We start from the raw sequence: 16,854 nt of genomic DNA, 5'->3' as shown, positions 1-16,854 counted from the left end.
GATGACCGCTCCGACCTTGGCGCCCGAGGCGCACGAGCTGGCCCCGCTGATCCTGCAGCGGGCCGATCCGCACCTCACGCGCCATGTCGACGGCGCGGGCCGGGCGCGCTACTTCTTCACCGCCTCGGTGCCGGAGTACGACCGCATCGAGCTCCGCGCCGCCGACCGGTGGGACGGACTCGCGGCGGCCGAGCCCCGCGTGATCTGGCGCAAGCCGGACGCCGGGCGCTGGTCGGAGCTGATCTGGGCGCCGGAGCTGCACTGGCGCCAGGGCGCCTGGTACGTGTACTTCGCCGCGGCGCCGAGCCGCGAGATCGTCGGCGGCCTGTTCCAGCACCGCATGTATGCGCTGCGGAACACCGCGCCCGATCCGATGACCGGCACCTGGGAATTCCTGGGCCAGGTCGACAGCGGACTGGACACCTTCTGCCTGGACGCGACCACCTTCGAGCACCACGGGCGGCTGTACTACCTCTGGGCGCAGAAGGACACCGCGATCCCCGGCAACTCCAACCTCTACATCGCGCCGATGCGCACGCCCTGGCTGCTCGACGGCGCGCCGGTGCTGCTGAGCAGGCCGGAGTTCGAGTGGGAATGCCGCGGCTTCCTCGTCAACGAGGGCCCCTCCGTCCTGCATCGCCACGGGCGGGTGTTCATCAGCTACTCGGCCAGCGCGACCGACCAGAACTACGCGATGGGCCTGCTGTGGATGGACGAGTCCGCCGATCCGCTCGATCCGGCGAGCTGGACCAAGTCCCCCGCGCCGGTGCTGACGACCAGCCCGACGCGGCCGGTCTTCGGCCCGGGGCACAACAGCTTCGCGCTGGACGAGGACGGCGAGACGGTGCTGCTGGTCTATCACGCCCGCACCTACACCGAGATCGTCGGCGACCCGCTCTGGAACCCGGACCGCCACACCTTCATCAAGCGCCTGCGCTGGACGCCGGACGGCATGCCGGACTTCGGCGACGCCGGACTCTCCTGATATCCGATCCGATATCGAAACCCGAGAAGTTTTGATTGGATCCGAATCACCCGTCTCCCTAGCATCCTTCACGGAGACATCACAGAACATCTGCAATGACCGAGGCCAAGAAGAAGATCAAGCTGCGTTCCGCCGAGTGGTTCGGAACGCAGGACAAGAACGGATTCATGTACCGGTCCTGGATGAAGAACCAGGGCATTCCGGACCATGAGTTCGAAGGCAAGCCGATCATCGGCATCTGCAACACCTGGTCCGAGCTGACGCCGTGCAACGCGCACTTCCGCAAGCTGGCCGAGCACGTCAAGCGCGGCATCCTGGAGGCCGGCGGCTATCCGGTGGAGTTCCCGGTGTTCTCCAACGGCGAGTCCAACCTGCGCCCGACCGCGATGCTGACGCGCAACCTGGCCAGCATGGACGTCGAGGAATCGATCCGCGGCAATCCGATGGATGCCGTCGTGCTGCTGGTGGGCTGCGACAAGACCACGCCGGCGCTGCTGATGGGCGCGGCCAGCGTGGACCTGCCCACCATCGTCGTCACCGGCGGGCCGATGCTCAACGGCAAGCTGGGCGGCAAGAACATCGGCTCGGGCACCGCCGTCTGGCAGCTGCATGAGCAGGTCAAGGCCGGCGAGATCTCGATGCACGACTTCATCGCCGCCGAGGCCGGCCATTCGCGCTCGGCGGGCACCTGCAACACGATGGGCACGGCCTCGACGATGGCCTGCATGGCGGAGTCGCTGGGCACCTCGCTGCCGCACAACGCCGCGATCCCGGCCGTCGACGCGCGCCGCTACGTGCTGGCGCACCTCTCCGGCATGCGCATCGTCGAGATGGTCTGGGAGGACCTGAAGCTCTCCAGGATCCTGACCCGCGAGGCCTTCGAGAACGCGATCCGGACCAACGCCGCGATCGGCGGCTCGACCAACGCGGTCATCCACCTGAAGGCGATCGCCGGCCGCATCGGCGTGCCGCTGGAGCTCGAGGACTGGACCCGCATCGGCCGCGGCACGCCGACGCTGGTCGACCTGCTGCCCTCGGGCCGCTTCCTGATGGAAGAGTTCTATTACGCCGGCGGCCTGCCGGGCGTGCTGCGCCGCCTGGGCGAGCACGGCCTGCTGCCGCACAAGGACGCGCTGACCGTCAACGGCAGGACGCTCTGGCAGAACTGCCACGACGCGCCGATCTATGACGAGGAAGTGATCCGCCCGATCGCCAAGCCGCTGATCGAGGACGGCGGCATCTGCGTGCTGCGCGGCAACCTCGCGCCGCGCGGCGCGGTGCTCAAGCCGTCGGCGGCGACGCCGGCGCTGATGCAGCATCGCGGCCGGGCCGTGGTGTTCGAGGACTTCGACGACTACAAGGCGCGGATCATGGATCCGAACCTGGAGGTCGACGCCGATTCCATCCTCGTGATGAAGAACTGCGGCCCCCGGGGCTACCCCGGCATGGCCGAGGTCGGCAACATGGGCCTGCCGCCCAAGCTGCTGGCCCAGGGCATCAAGGACATGGTCCGGATCTCCGACGCCCGCATGAGCGGCACCGCCTACGGCACCGTCGTGCTGCACGTGGCGCCGGAGGCCAAGGCCGGCGGCCCGCTGGCGGTGGTGCGCGAGGGCGACTGGATCGAGCTCGACTGCGCGGCCAACCGGCTGCACCTGGACATCGCCGATGAGGAGCTGCAGGCGCGCCTGGCCGAGTGGGCCGCGAAGCAGCAGCCCGATCCCGCGGACCAGAGCGGCTACCGCAAGCTCTACGTCCAGCACGTGCTGCAGGCCGACGAAGGCTGCGACTTCGACTTCCTGCGCGGCTGCCGCGGCTCGGCGGTGCCCAGGCACTCGCACTGAGCGCGCGATGACATGAAAGCGAAGGACCGGAGACGGTCCTTCGTCGTTTCGGTGCCCAGGAGCCCGGACGTCCACAACGACAACAGGAGACAAGCATGACCCTCAACAGAACGGCCATGGGCCTGGCCACGGGCGCCCTGCTCGCATGGAGCGCGCACGCGGCCGACATCCAGCTCAGCATCGACGCCGGCAAGCCCGGACCCGTGATCCATCGCAACGTGTACGGCCAGTTCGCCGAGCATCTGGGCACCGGCATCTACGAAGGGATGTGGGTCGGACCCGACTCGAAGATCCCCAACGTGCGCGGCTGGCGCAAGGACGTGGTGGGCGCGCTCAAGGCGCTGCACGTGCCGCTGGTGCGCTGGCCTGGCGGCTGCTTCGCCGACGAGTACCACTGGCGCGAGGGCATCGGCCCGCGCGGCAAGCGGCCGGTGAAGGTCAACACGCACTGGGGCGGCGTGGCGGAGAACAACGCCGTCGGCACGCACGAGTTCTTCGACCTGGTCGAGCAGCTCGGCGCCGAAGCCTATGTCAACGGCAACCTGGGCACCGGCAGCGCGCAGGAGATGGCCGAATGGCTGGAGTACATGACGGCCGAGGGCGACTCCACGCTGGCGCAGCTGCGCCGCAGGAATGGCCGCGACAAGCCCTTCAAGGTCAGCTACTTCGCGGTCGGCAACGAGGCCTGGGGCTGCGGCGGCAACATGACGCCGGAGTACTACGTCAACCAGTACCGCCAGGTCGCGACCTTCCTGAAGACGCCGGAGAACAACCGGCCGAAGTTCATCGCCAGCGGCGGCAATGCCAACGACACGCGCTGGACCGAGGTGCTGTCGACGCAGAACATCAAGTTCAACTTCGACGCGATCGGGCATCACTACTACGTGTTCCCCAGCGGCAAGTGGGAGGGCAAGGGCGCCGCCGCCGGCTTCAAGGAAGACGAGTGGATCTCGCTGCTGTCCGCGACGCAGGACTTCGAGAAGACGGTCGCCGCCAACATCGCGATCCTGGACAAGAACGATCCGCAGAAGCGCATCGGGCTCTACCTGGACGAATGGGGCAGCTGGTACGACCCGGAGCCGGGCACCAACCCGGGCTTCCTGGTCCAGCGCAACACGCTGCGCGACGCGGTGCTGGCCGCCCTGCACTTCCACATGTTCCATGCGCACGCGGACCGCGTGCACATGACCAACATCGCGCAGATGGTCAACGTGCTGCAGGCCATGATCCACACGGACAAGACCCGCATGGTGCTGACGCCGACGTACCACGCCTTCGCGCTGTACACGCCGTTCCAGGACGCGACCTCGCTGCCGGCGGCGCTGAGCGGCAATCCCGAGTACGCGCTGGCCGGCAAGTCGCTGCCGGCGGTGAGCGCCTCGGCGGCGCGCGGCAAGGACGGCAAGCTGTACCTGGCGCTGGTCAACGTCCATCCGCGTGAGGCGCAGACGGTGAAGCTGGCCCTGCAGGGCGCGGCGGCGACGCGCGCGGTCGGCCAGGTGCTGAGCGCCGACGCGATGGACAGCGAGAACACCTTCGCCAAGCCGGACGCCGTGAAGCCCAAGGCCTACGAGGCGCAGGCGAAGGACGGCGCGCTGAGCCTGCCGCTGCCGCCCAAGTCCATCGTCGTCGTCGCGCTGGAGGGCTGAGCATGCGCACGATCAAGCGGCGCACCCTGCTCGCGCAGGGCGGCGCGGCGGCGCTCGTCCTGACCGGCTGCGGCGGCGGAGGCGGTTCATCCGGCGCGGACGCCGCCGCGGCCGCGCCCTCGCCGGCCCCCGCGCCCGCCCCCGCGCAGACGCCGGTGACCTTCGCCGATGTCTCGGTGCACGATCCCTCGGTGATCCGTGTCGACGGCACCTTCCATGTCTTCGGCTCGCACCTCGCGGCGGCGAAGACGGCCGACCTGATGAACTGGACGCCGGTCGCTGACGGCGTCAACGACGCCAATCCGCTGTTCAACAAGGTCACGGCCGAGCTGGCCGACACCTTCGCCTGGGCGCAGGTCACCGACCTGTGGGCACCGGATGTCGCGCGGCTCGACGACGGCAGGTTCCGCATGTACTACTGCGCGTGCAAGGGCGACTCGCCGCGCTCGGCGCTGGGCGTGGCGATCGCGGACGCGGTCACCGGTCCCTACGTGAACCAGCAGATCCTGCTGAAGTCCGGCCAGTGGGGCCTGCCCAGCGAGGACGGCACGATCTACGACGCGACGGTGCATCCCAACGTCGTCGACCCGCAGGTCTTCAAGGATGCGGGCGGACAGCCCTGGATGGTCTACGGCTCGTACTCGGGCGGGCTCTTCATCATGGCGCTCGACAAGGCGACCGGCCTGCCCTTGCCGAACCAGGGCTACGGCAGGCACCTGATGGGCGGCAACCACGCGCGCATCGAGGGCGCGTACGTGCTCTACAGCCCGGTGTCGCAGTACTACTACCTGTTCTGCAGCTTCGGCGGCCTGGACGCCAACGGCGGCTACAACCTGCGCGTGTCGCGCTCGCGCAATCCCGATGGCCCGTATGTCGACGGCCGCGGCACCGACATGGCGACCGTCAAGGGCGCCGCGGGCACGCTGTTCGACGACGCCAGCATCACGCCGCACGGCCAGAAGCTGATGGGCGGCCACCAATGGGCGCTGGCCGCGGGAGAGACCGGCACGCCGCTGGGCTATGTCTCGCCGGGGCACAACTCGGCGTACCACGACCCGGCGACGGGCCAGTACTTCCTGATCTTCCACACCCGCTTCCCGGGCACCGGCGAGCTCCACCAGGTCCGCGTGCACGAGATGTTCCTCAACGCCGACGACTGGCTGGTCGCGGCGCCCTTCCGCTACGCGCCGCTGTCGCTGGCGGTTCCGGCGGCGCCGGCCGCCGTGAGCGCGGCCGAGACCGCCGGCCGCTACAAGCTGATCAACCACGGACTGGACATCACGGCCACGGCCAAGACCTCGGTGGCGGTGACGCTCGCGGCCGACGGCACGGTCAGCGGCGGCGCCAGCGGCAGCTGGACGCATCAAGGCAGCAACCGCGTCGCGCTCACGTTGACCGGCAGCGGCACGGCGGGCGGCACCTTCTCCGGCGTTCTGTCGCGGCAGTGGAACACCAACGCGGGCGCCTTCGTCGTGACGCTGACGGCTCAATCGAGCGGCGGCGTGTCGATCTGGGCCGCGCGCACGGGCAGCTGATGCGGCGCGACCTCGGACGGCGCGGCTTCCTTCGAGGATGCCTGTGCGGCACCGCGACCGCGTCGGCCAGCGCGGTCTGCGGGCCCGCGTTCGGCGCGCTGGTCGCGGCGGACGGCGCGACCGGCGCGACCGACGCGGCGGACATGGCTGCCGATGAGAGGCCGGCAAGGCCTGGCACCGCCGCGGCCAGCCGCTTCCCGCTCGCGCGGGTGCGCCTGCTCGATGGACCGCTGAAGGCGGCGCAGGACGTCGATCTGCGCTACCTGATGGCGCTGGACGCGGACCGGCTGCTCGCGCCCTTCCGCCGCGAAGCCGGCCTGCCCTTGCCCAAGCCGTCCTATGGCAACTGGGAAAGCAGCGGCCTGGACGGCCACATGGGCGGGCACTACCTGTCGGCGCTGGCGATGATGGCCGCGTCCACCGGCGACGAGCGTGTCCATCGCCGCCTCGTGGCGGTGCTGAGGGCGCTGCGCCTGTGCCAGCTCGCCAATGGCGATGGCTACCTCGGCGGCATTCCCGATGGCAAGGCGGCGTGGCGCGAGGTCGCGCGCGGCGAGCTCAAGGTCGACAGCTTCTCCGTCAACGGCCGCTGGGTGCCTTGGTACAACCTGCACAAGACCTTCGCCGGTCTGCGCGATGCCTGGCAGCTGACGCGCGAGCCGCTCGCGCGCGAGATGCTGATCGACCTCGGCGCCTGGGCGCTGGCGCTGCTCGAGCCGCTGAGCGACGCGCAGCTGCAGGACATGATGCGCGCCGAGCATGGCGGCATGAACGAGCTCTTCGCCGACATCGCCGCGATGAGCGGCGGCGCCCGCTACCTGCGGCTGGCCGAGCGCTTCTCGCACCGGGCGATCCTGGACCCGCTGCGCGAGCGGCGCGACGCGCTCACCGGCCTGCATGCCAACACGCAGATCCCGAAGGTGATCGGCTTCGCGCGCATCGCCGAGGAACGCGGGCACGGCGCCGCGGACGAGGACTGGCTCGCGCCGGCGCGCTTCTTCTGGCGCACGGTGCGCGAGCGCCGCAGCGTGGCCATCGGCGGCAACAGCGTCAGGGAGCATTTCCACCCGCTGACCGACTTCCAGCCGATGCTGGACGAGGTGGAAGGCCCGGAGACCTGCAACACCTACAACATGCTCAAGCTCACCGAGCTGCTGCATGCGCATGCGGCCGATGACGCCGAGCGGGCCGCCCTGGCCGATTACCACGAGCGCGCGCTGTTCAACCATGTGCTGGCCTCGCAGCATCCGGCGGGCGGCTTCGTGTACTTCACGCCGATGCGGCCGAACCACTACCGCGTGTATTCGCAGGTGGACCTGGGCATGTGGTGCTGCGTGGGGTCCGGGCTGGAGAGCCATGCGCGGCATGGGCAGTTCATCTACTCGCGCGATGAGGGCGGGGACGGGCAAGGCGCGCCGGTGCTGTTCGTCAACCTGTTCGTCGCGTCCTCGCTCGACTGGCGCGAGCGCGGCCTGCGCCTGACGCAGCACACGCGCTTCCCCGATGAGGCGGCGACGCGGATCGTCGTCGATGAAGCGCCGCGCGGATCACGATTCACGCTGAAGGTGCGGCATCCCGGATGGCTCGCTCCGGGCGCCTTGCGGGTGAAGGTCAACGGCCAGGCCGTGGGCTTGAGCGCCGCCGAGGCCGCGCCAGGCGGCTACGTCGCCTTGACGCGCGAATGGCGCGCGGGGGATGTCGTCGAGGTCCGCCTGCCGATGCGCACGACGCTCGAGCCCATGCCCACGCGCACCGACTTCGTCGCGGTGTTGCATGGCCCGATCGTGCTGGCCGCGAGGACCGCGCCGATCGCTGGCGAGCGGCTCGAATTCCGTGCCGGCGAGGCCCGCATGGACCACGTCGCGCACGGCGCCCTCGTGCCGCTCGCGCAGTCGCCGCTCTTCGTCAGCGCGAAGGCGGACTTCGGCGGGCGACTCGCGCCGGTGGCGGGCCGCTCGCTGACCTTCAGCGCAGGCCCGCTGCTGCAGGGCGCCGATGGCGCGCCGGTCCGGGACCTGCTGCTCGAGCCCTTCTTCCGCGTGCATGACTCGCGCTACGTCGTGTACTGGCCGTACAGCACACCGGCCGACGCCCAGGCCCGCCGCGAGCAACTGGCCCGCGAGGAACGCGAGCGCCTGGCGCTGCAGGCGCGCACGGTCGACGCGGTCGCGCCAGGCGAGCAACAGCCCGAAAGCGATCACGGCTTCACCGGCGAAGGCGTCGAGACCGGACTCAACAAGGGACGCCGCTGGCGCCATGCGACGGCATGGCTCAGCTATCGCCTGAACGATCCGAAGCGCGAGGCGCGCGTGCTGCGGCTCGCCTTCTCGTCGCTGGACGACGGACGGCGCTTCTCGATCTGGGTCAACGACCGGCGGCTGGCGGACCTCACGCTGCGCGCGGACGGCGTGCCTGGACGCGCCGCCGGCGCCGAGATCTACAGCCGCGACTTCCCGCTGCCCGAGGACTGGCCGCGTCCGGCGGACGGCGCGCTGCGGGTGCGCCTGGTGGCCGAGCCCGGGTCGATCGCGGGCGGAATCTACGATCTGCGGCTGCTTCGCCCCTGAGCGCCCGGGGGCTGACAGACAAGCGCAAGGTTGAGGCGGAGCTCGCTGCCTAGAATCCCGCGATCCGTTTCGCGATCCGCTTTCAGCCTTGCGCCGATCCGTCCTGCCCCGTTCCACGCGCGGCCCTGCCGCTGACCGTTTCCTGCCGTGGTCTCCCCTCCCCGCGCTGTGCGCCGCCCTGATGGCGGGCGCCGCGCCCGCGTGGGCGTCCGGCAGCCTGGTGCTGATGGATGCGCCGCCGGCGGAGCCGAGCTGGTCCGGCGGCATCTCGCTGCACAGCTGGCCGTCCGCGCCCGGCAGCAGCGCGCACAGCGACAACGTGCTGCCGGCCTTCGAATACCTCTCGCCCAAGGGGGCCTTCGTCTCAACCGACCTGGGCGTTGGCTGGAACCTCGTGCCGCTGCTGGCCAGCGCCGAGACCGCCAAGACCTGGCAGGCGGGCGCGCGGCTGTGGCCGCAATTCGGCCGGCCGAGCCGCTTCACGCCCAAGGGCATCGACCGGCTGGGCTCGCGCCTGACGACCGAGGCCTTCGCCAACGTGCAGGCGACCGGCTTCCTGCTGCTGCAATCGGGCCTGTCGTGGGGCAGCGGCCGCAGGCACGATGGCGTCGAACTGGAGCTGGGCGCCACCACCGGCATCCCCATCGGCGAGGACTTCCTGGGCCTGACCCTGGGCGCGACCTGGGCCAATGGCGCGCATCTGCGCGGCGGCTATGGCATCGGCGCCGGCGAGGCCCGCGCCAGCGGCCTGCCGGAATGGCACCCGCGCGCCGGATTGATGGACTGGAGCCTCACGCTCACCGGCGAGCACAAGTTCTCCGAGCGCTGGTCGATCAGCGGCGAATGGCAGAACGCCTGGCTGGTCGGCGATGCGGCGCATTCGCCGCTGACGCGCTCGAAGCTGCAGCAGACGGTCAGCGTCAGCCTCTGGTACCACTTCTGAGCGCGCGCCATGCACCTCGTCCTGCTCATCGCCGTGCCGCTCTTCGTGCTGTGCATCGGGCTCGAATGGTGGTGGGACCGGCGCGCCGGCCGCGGCGGATACGGCTTCGCCGATTCGATCAGCAGCCTCAGCCAGGGCCTGATGAGCCTGGCGGTCGCGGCGGTGACGCCGCTGTTCCAGGGCGGGCTGTATGCGTGGCTGCAGCCGCATCTCGGCCTGGTGCCGGCGTCCGCGTGGAACGGGTGGTGGGGCTGGGTCGTCGCGATCGTGATGTACGACTTCTGCGACTACTGGCTGCATCGCGTCAGCCATGAGAGCGCGATCTTCTGGGCGGCGCACACCGTGCATCACCAGAGCGAGCATTTCAACCTGACGACGGCGCTGCGGCAGGAGAGCTTCTACGCGGTGATGGGCCTGCCGTTCTTCGTGCCGATGGCGCTGATGGGCATTCCGCTGGAGCAGTACATCGGCGCGGGGCTGTTCGTGCTGCTGTACCAGTTCTGGATCCACACCGAGCACATCGGCCGGCTCGGCTGGCTGGACCGCGTGTTCTCGACGCCATCGAACCACCGGGTGCATCACGCGGTGAATCCGGGCTATCTGGACAAGAACTACGGCGCGGTGCTGGTGATCTGGGACCGGATGTTCGGCACTTTCGCGGAGGAGCGCGAGCCCTGCGTCTATGGGACGGTGAAGGCGCTGCACAGCTGGAATCCGCTCAAGGCGGTGGGGCAGTTCTATGGCGAGCTGTTCGAGCGCGCGCGGGCCACGCCGCGGTGGAGCGACCGCGCGCGGGTGCTGTTCAAGTCGCCGGGCTGGATGCCGCCGGGCGTCAGCGTGACGGCGGTGCCCGATGGCGAGCGGCTCAAGCAGCCGCGCTTCGATCCGCCGGTCGGCGGGCTGGACCGCTGGCGGGCGCTGAGCCTGTTCCTGGTCACGGGCGTGGCGACGGCGGTGTGGCTCGACGTCAGCGACGACATGGGCGAGACGCTCAACCTCGCCGCGGCCGCGGTGATCGCCGCGGGGCTGTACGGGGCTGGCGCGTTCATGTCACGAGGCATCCGGCCCGAAGGCCGCGGACGATGGAACGGATGGGGCCTCTACGGCGCGTCGATGGCGCTGTGCGTGGCGTTGATCGCCGCGCTGGTCTGACTCGGCGCCAAGCTGGCGAGGCACACCATCGTCGCGCCGCCAAAGGCGATGAGATCCTCGACCGCGGCCACCGGCACGTCGCGCCCGAGCGCGTTGGACAGCCTGCCGCGCAAGGCATGCGCCGCATAGGTCGAGAGCACGGCGCCCATCGTCCCGGCGAGCGCCGCCGGCCATGAGCGTCCGCCGGCGAGCGCGGCCCCCGAGATCGCGCCGCTGACGGCGCGGGCCGCGAGCCCGGCGGGCTCCGTGCGATCCGGCGTGGAAGGCAGCTTGTCGACGATCAGTTCGCCGATGGCCATCGAGGTGGTCGCCGCGACGGCCGTCTTCGAGGCCAGGAACGAGAGCGGCGATTCCTTCGTATCGATCCATCCGCAGCGGGCGGCCCAGCTCGCGACCGCGAGCGGCGCGCTCGTGCGCGGCCCCGCCATGGCGCCGAGCAGGAAGGCCATCGTCAACGTCCGCCGGGAATCGGGCAACGGGCGCGCGGGAACGGCGGCGCCCTCCTCCTTCGCCTGCCGGACCACGTCGGCGCCATCGCGCACGTCGCGGAAGAAGCTGCGGAACATCCTGCGCGCCGCCTCGGTGAAGGCGCCGTAGACCAGGTGCGAGATCAGCGAGTACGGATGCGACCGCAACGGCGCGCGCGTGACCGGGTCGCCCAGCCGCAGGGCCGGGACCAGCGTCTCGTCGACCAGGGCCGATGACACGACGCCAAAGGCCAGGCCCGAGCCGCGGGTCACGCGCGGGTCGACCTCCGCCGCGGCGCCATAGACGCCGCCGACCACGGAGCCGATGACGTAATGGACGGCCTCGCCCGCCGCGGGGCGGTCCCTCGACCGGAGCCGGTGCCCGCCCAGCCGCGCGAGGCGATCGGCGGCGCGCTCGGTCGACGGCCAGCCTTTCACGCCCGAGGTGATGCCCACGCGCCCCAGCGCGGCCTGGAAGGCGCTCATCGCCGCGGAACCCGTCAGTCCGCCCAGCAAGCCGGAGGTGATGCCCAGGCCGAGGTCGGCCGTCCTGTCGTGAGGCGTGTTCATGCGCGTTCCCGTCGAAGTGGATCGAAACCGCGAAGGTGGCAAGGGCCGTGCCCCGCCGCTTGCCGCACCGCTGACGGGCTCCGCGGCTGGCGTCCCTGCTCAACGCCGTCCGCGAGCCTCCAGGTAGGCGACGAGCGCGCCGGTCTCGTCGGTCTGGATCGCTCCGGCGCCCGCCGACAGCAGCCGGCCCCAGACCGCGTCCGGATCGGCCAGCGCGCGCGCGTCGTTCAGGTCCAGGCTGTGCGAGACCTGGATCGTGTTCACCCACAGGCGCGCCTGCAGCCGCGCCAGCTCCGCCCGGGCCGCCTCGAGTTCCTCCAAGGCCGTGAACGCCACCTCGGCCATCGGACAGCGCAGCGGCGCCAGGCGGCGCAGCTCGGCCGTCAACTGGCCGCTGGGCGGCCGCAGCATCGGCACGAACGGCACCCGGCCGAAGAACGGACTGGACCGCGCCGCCTCGATGTCCTCCTCCGTGTCGACGAAGGCCTTCACGAAGACCTGGTCCGCCATGCCCGCATCGATCACCGCCTCGGCCACCTGGCCGGCGAGCGCCTGGACCTTGGTGTCGATGTTCAGGATCACCCGATCCCGCGCGCGGACCAGCGCATCGGCGAGCGTGGCCGGCCGCTCGCCGGTGACGGCCGCCTCGGCGCCGCCCGCGCCGGCGCGCAGCCAGCTCGCGCCGAGTTCGGCCCAGTCCAGCCCGGCGATCGCGCCGCGGGCGGTCGTCATCCGGTCGGCCGTGTCGTCGTGCATCAGCACGAGCACGCCGTCGCGCGTGGCACGGACATCGCATTCGACGATGTCGGCGCCCAGGCCGATGGCATCGTCGATCGCGGCCAGGGAGTTCTCGGGCGCCCGGTGCCAGGCGCCGCGATGAGCGGCCACGAGCACTCGGGGATTCGACGGATTCAGCAGGCGCGACAGCGGCATGAAGGCGGATCGCGTGTTCAGGGCAGACGAGGTCATCGAGCAGGCAAGCGACGGAAATCAGAGAAACGGAGACGAACCGGAAAGGTCGGCGGGCGGGCGGGCATCCTCACAGCCGGCCCATGCCGGAGGCCATCAGGTCGTCGCGCAGCAGGCGTCCCGACAGCACGAAGACGACCAGCACCGGCACCAGCAGCACGAGCGCCGTGGCCGCCGCCAGCGGGAACTGCAGCGAGTACGGGTCCAGGTGGTGGTACAGCAGCACCGGCAGCGTCTGCACGACCGGCGCGCCGACGATGAAGGTCTTGTCGAACTCCTCGAAGCTGCCGACGAAGGACAGCAGCGCGCTGGCGGCCAGCCCATGCCAGGACAGCGGCAGCACCACATGCCAGGCGACGGCGGCCGGACCCGCGCCCAGCGAGCGCGCCGCGTGGAGCAGCTCGTCGGGCAGCGCCTCGAAGCTGGCCGTCAGCAGGCGCACCGCCAGCGGCAGCGTTCCCACCGTCTGCACCAGCACCACGCCGGTCACGGTGTACGAGAGCCCCAGCACCTGGAACACCAGGCCCACGCCGGTCGCCACCACGATGCCGGGCACGATCACCGGCGCCAGCACGAAGAGCTCCACCGCGCGGCGCCAGCGCGGCGGAAAGCGCGTCAGCGCCCAGGCCGTCGGCGCGGCCAGCGCCGTCGTGAGCAGCGTCACGGCGATCGCGATCCAGGTGCTGTTGACGGTGGCCGCCAGCAGGTCCCGATCGCCGAGCACGGCGCGCCAGGTGTCGGCGGCATAGGCGCGCGGCAGCAGGTCCGGCGCCGGCCACCGCGCCGCGACGCTCCACAGCAGCAGCACGACCAGCGGCACGCCGACCGTCAACGCCAGCGCGGTGAACAGGCCGGCCGAGACCCACAGGCGGTCGTCCGCGCCGAATCGGCGACGGCGCGCGGCCACGTGATCGGGCGCCGGCATCGAGCCGCCCGGGGCCATGTTGGATGCCCCGTTCATGGCATGTCCTTTCCGTCCGGCGCGCCGCCCAGCAGCCGGCGAGCCCTGCCGGCCAGCGACTGGTAACCCAGCAGCACCGCCATCGCGAAGACGCTGAGCACCACGCCGATCGCGTTCATCAGGCCCGGATGGCCGTCACCGAACTCGCTCAGCATGTGCACCGCCAGCGGACGCGGAATGGCCGGCCCGAGCAGGTCCGGGATCGCATAGGCGCCCATGGTCCCGATGAAGGTCAGCAGCACCGCGGCCGAGATGCCGGGCATCGCCAGCGGCAGCTCCACGCGCAGCAGCGTCGACCAGCGGCCCGCGCCGAGGCTGCGCGACGCATCGATCACGTCCTGCGGGATCGAGGCGAACGCGCCGGTGATCACCAGCGTCATGAACGGCAGCTGCTTCCAGACCGTGGCCATGATGACGCCCACGCCCCACGGATCCCGCACCAGGCGCGGCAGCGCCAGGCCGAGCGGCTCGGCCAGGCGGTCCAGCAGCCCGCCCCGCTCGGCCAGCGTCATGACGATCAGCGCCACGATCAGGCCGGGCACGGCCATCGGCAGCTTGTACAGGCCACTGAAGAGCGTGCTGCCCCGGAACGGCCGGCGCATCAGCAGCGCCAGTCCGATCGCCAGCACCAGCGTGACCGGCAGCGGCGCCAGGCCGTAATAGATCGACATCAGCAGGCCGACCTGCAGCGTCCGGCGATGCAGGAACTGCGCGTAGTGATCGAGGGTCGGGCCGTCCTGTCCGGCGCCGATGCCGACGCTGCCCAGCAACCCCATGAGCAGCGGCGCGGCGAACAGCAGCACCAGGAATCCGAGCCCGGGCAGCACCAGCATCCAGGTCCCGCGGCGGCGGGCGCGCTCCTGTCCGGTCATGGGCGGTCCCCCTCGAGCGCATGCAGCGGCCAGGCGAGGGTCTTCAGCGACACGGCCTGGCCCACGTCCAGCAGCGGCGCGGCGCCGCCCAGCGTCGCCCGCAGTGCGCGCTGGCCGACCTGCACGGTGTACTGGACCGACGCGCCGGTGAAGCAGCTCGCCGTGACGCGGCCGGCGCCCGCCTCCACCGCCGTCAAGGCGATGTCTTCCGGGCGCAGCGACACCAGGGCGCCGCGCGCGCCGCCCACCGCGCCGGCGACAGGCCCGCGCTGCCCCCAGGGCAGCGTCGCCTCGCCCTGCTCGACCGGCACCTCCAGCAAATTGGCATGCCCCAGGAAGCCGGCCGTGAACACGTGGCGCGGCCGGCGGTAGAGGTCCACCGGCGTGCCGGCCTCGACGATGCGCCCGCCGTTCATGACCACGATCCGGTCCGACATCGCCATCGCCTCCGCCTGGTCGTGCGTCACATGCAGGCTGGTCGCGCCGGTGGCGCGGTGCAGCCGCACCAGCTCGTCGCGCAGGCCCTCGCGCAGCTTGGCGTCGAGGCTGGACAAGGGTTCGTCGAACAGCATCAGCGCCGGCTGCATCACGACGGCGCGCGCCAGCGCGACGCGCTGCTGCTGGCCGCCGGAGAGCTGCGCCGGCATGCGATCGAGCAGGCCGCCGAGGTTGCAGATCTCCACCGCATGGGCGATGCGGCGCGACTGCTCCGCCGCGGCGACCCGCTTCATCCGGAGTCCGAAACCCAGATTGGCGCGCACGCTCATGTGCGGGAACAGCGCGTGCGACTGGAACACCATCGCGATGTCGCGCCGCTCCGGCGGCAGCGCCTCGATGCGCTGTCCGGCGAGCGTGATCGCGCCGCCGCTGGCCTCGGTCACGCCGCACAGCAGGCGCAGCAGCGTGCTCTTGCCGCAGCCCGACGGGCCGAGCACGGTGACGAACTCGCCAGGCGCCACCGACAGGTCCGCAGAATGCAAGGCCACGCTCGCGCCATAGCGCTTCGTGAGGCCCTCCACGCGCAGGAGCGCCTCTTCCACCGGGCCCTCGCCGTGTTCAGACTTCGTCATCACCACCACCATCGCCTCAATACCTTCTCTTCCAGCGCCCGCGACAGGCCGCGCGCGATCGACCAATTGACCGGCACCGACCATTGCCGCGCTTGCGCCGGCGGCACGAGATAGAGCGCCGTGCCGGCGCCGACGCCGCCCGGGTCCACGTCGTCGCGCGGCGAGCGCGACGCGTAATGGTCCAGCTTCCAGGCCTGGAACTCGCGCGAGAACGCCATGTCGATGAACAGCAGCGCCGCGGCGGGACTGCGCGCGCCGGCGGCGACGATGAGGCCGTCGCCACCCGCCGCGAGCCCCGGCTCGAGCGAGGTGACCCGCAGGCTCGGCGGCAGCAGCCCCGCGCGCACGAAGGTCAGCGCGTGATCCTCCCAGGCGGTGCCGATCAGCGCGCGGCCGTTGTTCATCAGGTTCAGCGTGTCGGCATTGCCGTTGGTCAGCTCGGCGACCTTCAGCAGCCGGGCCAGGTAGTCCCACAGCGGATCGAGGCATCGCGCCTGCATCGCCCAGTCCTGCGCGCGGTCCGGCGACAGCGAGCCATCGGCCAGCGTGACGCGGCAGGCCGGGTCCTTCACCAGATGCAGCGCGGCCGAATAGACGAAGGCGCCGCCGGATCCGCCCTTGGCCGGCGACGTGAAGGCGAACTGGCCCGGATGCGCCTGCGCCCAGGCGAGCAGCGACTCGAAGCCGCGCGGCACCTGCGCCTCGGGCAGCCGCGCGCCGTCATAGGCCAGCACCGACTGGCTCAGATGAACGATCGGCCAGCGGCCGCCGGTGTCCACGCCCAGCGGGTGATCGCCATACACCGGCGCCAGTCCGCGCAGGTTGGGCAGCAGGCGGGTCAGCGGATAAGGCGCCACCACGGACGCCATCGTCGCGAAGTTGTCCGGGCCGCCGGCGAAGTACACATCCACCGGCGACGCCCCGCCCGCGCGCCGCACCGCCAGCAGTTGCTGATTGGCCTGGTCCTTGCGGACGTTGTGGTACTCGACCTTGACGCCGAAGCGGGCCTCGAAGCGCGGGATCAGCCCGTCCTTCCAGACCGGGTCGAAATTGCCGGCGAAGTTGTAGAACACCAGCCGGCCCTCGCGGCGCGCGATCGGGTCCAGCACCTGATGGAAGTTCTCCGGCGTCAGGCGGCCGGCGTCGAACGCGGCCGCGGGCTCCTGGGCCCGCGCCGCGCCGGCCATGACCGTGACCATCACCGTGACCAGGAGCAGCGCGGCGCGCTCGCGGATCCGCCGGCCCCGGGAAGGTCGCTGGCCCACGCCCC

General features: G+C 71.2%; 13 protein-coding genes. 7 read left to right on the top strand and 6 right to left on the bottom strand.

Annotated elements, in window-relative coordinates:
* Nucleotide 1 precedes the first annotated feature (1 nt).
* The 7 genes from ACEN96_RS15065 (at nt 2) to ACEN96_RS15035 (ending at nt 10,675) form a co-directional block, all read left to right on the top strand.
* Entirely contained in the window at nt 2-985 is a 984-nt protein-coding gene (locus tag ACEN96_RS15065) for a glycoside hydrolase family 43 protein (protein WP_495583904.1), read from the top strand.
* A 95-nt stretch (nt 986-1,080) separates the two neighbouring features.
* Entirely contained in the window at nt 1,081-2,829 is a 1,749-nt protein-coding gene (locus tag ACEN96_RS15060) for an IlvD/Edd family dehydratase (RefSeq protein ID WP_495583903.1), read from the top strand.
* A gap of 95 nt (nt 2,830-2,924) precedes the next feature.
* Complete coding sequence (locus ACEN96_RS15055; protein WP_495583902.1) at nt 2,925-4,478, top strand: alpha-N-arabinofuranosidase; 1,554 nt, start codon at nt 2,925-2,927, stop codon at nt 4,476-4,478.
* A 2-nt stretch (nt 4,479-4,480) separates the two neighbouring features.
* Complete coding sequence (locus ACEN96_RS15050) at nt 4,481-6,013, top strand: glycoside hydrolase family 43 protein (RefSeq protein WP_495583901.1); 1,533 nt, start codon at nt 4,481-4,483, stop codon at nt 6,011-6,013.
* Nucleotides 6,013-8,580: a beta-L-arabinofuranosidase domain-containing protein gene (locus ACEN96_RS15045; protein ID WP_495583900.1), complete on the top strand. Its 2,568-nt coding sequence runs from the start codon at nt 6,013-6,015 to the stop codon at nt 8,578-8,580. Before ACEN96_RS15050 ends, ACEN96_RS15045 begins: the two co-directional genes overlap by 1 nt.
* Nucleotides 8,581-8,668: 88 nt before the next feature.
* Complete coding sequence (locus ACEN96_RS15040; RefSeq protein WP_495583899.1) at nt 8,669-9,523, top strand: MipA/OmpV family protein; 855 nt, start codon at nt 8,669-8,671, stop codon at nt 9,521-9,523.
* 9 nt (nt 9,524-9,532) lie between these two features.
* Nucleotides 9,533-10,675, top strand: a complete 1,143-nt coding sequence (locus tag ACEN96_RS15035) for a sterol desaturase family protein (RefSeq protein ID WP_495583898.1) — start codon at nt 9,533-9,535, stop codon at nt 10,673-10,675.
* Here ACEN96_RS15035 and ACEN96_RS15030 read toward each other — a convergent pair.
* The 6 genes from ACEN96_RS15030 to ACEN96_RS15005 form a co-directional block, all read right to left on the bottom strand.
* Nucleotides 10,624-11,712: a DUF4126 family protein gene (locus ACEN96_RS15030; protein WP_495583897.1), complete on the bottom strand. Its 1,089-nt coding sequence runs from the start codon at nt 11,710-11,712 to the stop codon at nt 10,624-10,626. The two genes, ACEN96_RS15035 and ACEN96_RS15030, sit on opposite strands and share 52 nt — an antisense overlap.
* A gap of 99 nt (nt 11,713-11,811) precedes the next feature.
* Nucleotides 11,812-12,681, bottom strand: coding sequence for a glycerophosphodiester phosphodiesterase family protein (locus ACEN96_RS15025; RefSeq protein WP_495583896.1), 870 nt, complete (start codon nt 12,679-12,681; stop codon nt 11,812-11,814).
* A 70-nt stretch (nt 12,682-12,751) separates the two neighbouring features.
* Nucleotides 12,752-13,642 carry an ABC transporter permease gene (locus ACEN96_RS15020; RefSeq protein ID WP_495583895.1) on the bottom strand — a complete coding sequence of 297 codons (891 nt, stop codon included), beginning with the start codon at nt 13,640-13,642 and terminating at the stop codon, nt 12,752-12,754.
* Complete coding sequence (locus ACEN96_RS15015; RefSeq protein WP_495583894.1) at nt 13,639-14,514, bottom strand: ABC transporter permease; 876 nt, start codon at nt 14,512-14,514, stop codon at nt 13,639-13,641. The genes ACEN96_RS15020 and ACEN96_RS15015 overlap by 4 nt, the downstream gene beginning before the upstream one ends.
* Complete coding sequence (locus tag ACEN96_RS15010) at nt 14,511-15,584, bottom strand: ABC transporter ATP-binding protein (RefSeq protein ID WP_495583893.1); 1,074 nt, start codon at nt 15,582-15,584, stop codon at nt 14,511-14,513. The genes ACEN96_RS15015 and ACEN96_RS15010 overlap by 4 nt, the downstream gene beginning before the upstream one ends.
* The gene (locus ACEN96_RS15005) at nt 15,584-16,849 is read right to left on the bottom strand and encodes an extracellular solute-binding protein (RefSeq protein WP_495583892.1); all 1,266 of its coding nucleotides are present in this window, start codon (nt 16,847-16,849) and stop codon (nt 15,584-15,586) included. The genes ACEN96_RS15010 and ACEN96_RS15005 overlap by 1 nt, the downstream gene beginning before the upstream one ends.
* Between the last annotated feature and the right edge of the window lie 5 nt (nt 16,850-16,854).

This window comes from Roseateles sp. Mitsp63, assembly GCF_059491535.1.
The sequence above is the reverse complement of the archived record's forward strand: the minus strand, read 5'-3'. Positions and strand labels throughout refer to the sequence as shown.

Excerpts from the sequence above, each read along its gene's own strand:
- ACEN96_RS15055 (WP_495583902.1), top strand. The coding sequence starts at position 2,925 with ATGACCCTCAACAGAACGGCCATGGGCCTGGCCACGGGCGCCCTGCTC.
- ACEN96_RS15060 (WP_495583903.1), top strand. The coding sequence starts at position 1,081 with ATGACCGAGGCCAAGAAGAAGATCAAGCTGCGTTCCGCCGAGTGGTTC.
- ACEN96_RS15025 (WP_495583896.1), bottom strand. The coding sequence starts at position 12,681 with ATGACCTCGTCTGCCCTGAACACGCGATCCGCCTTCATGCCGCTGTCG.
- ACEN96_RS15035 (WP_495583898.1), top strand. The coding sequence starts at position 9,533 with ATGCACCTCGTCCTGCTCATCGCCGTGCCGCTCTTCGTGCTGTGCATC.
- ACEN96_RS15010 (WP_495583893.1), bottom strand. The coding sequence starts at position 15,584 with ATGACGAAGTCTGAACACGGCGAGGGCCCGGTGGAAGAGGCGCTCCTG.
- ACEN96_RS15065 (WP_495583904.1), top strand. The coding sequence starts at position 2 with ATGACCGCTCCGACCTTGGCGCCCGAGGCGCACGAGCTGGCCCCGCTG.
- ACEN96_RS15045 (WP_495583900.1), top strand. The coding sequence starts at position 6,013 with ATGCGGCGCGACCTCGGACGGCGCGGCTTCCTTCGAGGATGCCTGTGC.
- ACEN96_RS15030 (WP_495583897.1), bottom strand. The coding sequence starts at position 11,712 with ATGAACACGCCTCACGACAGGACGGCCGACCTCGGCCTGGGCATCACC.
- ACEN96_RS15015 (WP_495583894.1), bottom strand. The coding sequence starts at position 14,514 with ATGACCGGACAGGAGCGCGCCCGCCGCCGCGGGACCTGGATGCTGGTG.
- ACEN96_RS15020 (WP_495583895.1), bottom strand. The coding sequence starts at position 13,642 with ATGAACGGGGCATCCAACATGGCCCCGGGCGGCTCGATGCCGGCGCCC.
- ACEN96_RS15050 (WP_495583901.1), top strand. The coding sequence starts at position 4,481 with ATGCGCACGATCAAGCGGCGCACCCTGCTCGCGCAGGGCGGCGCGGCG.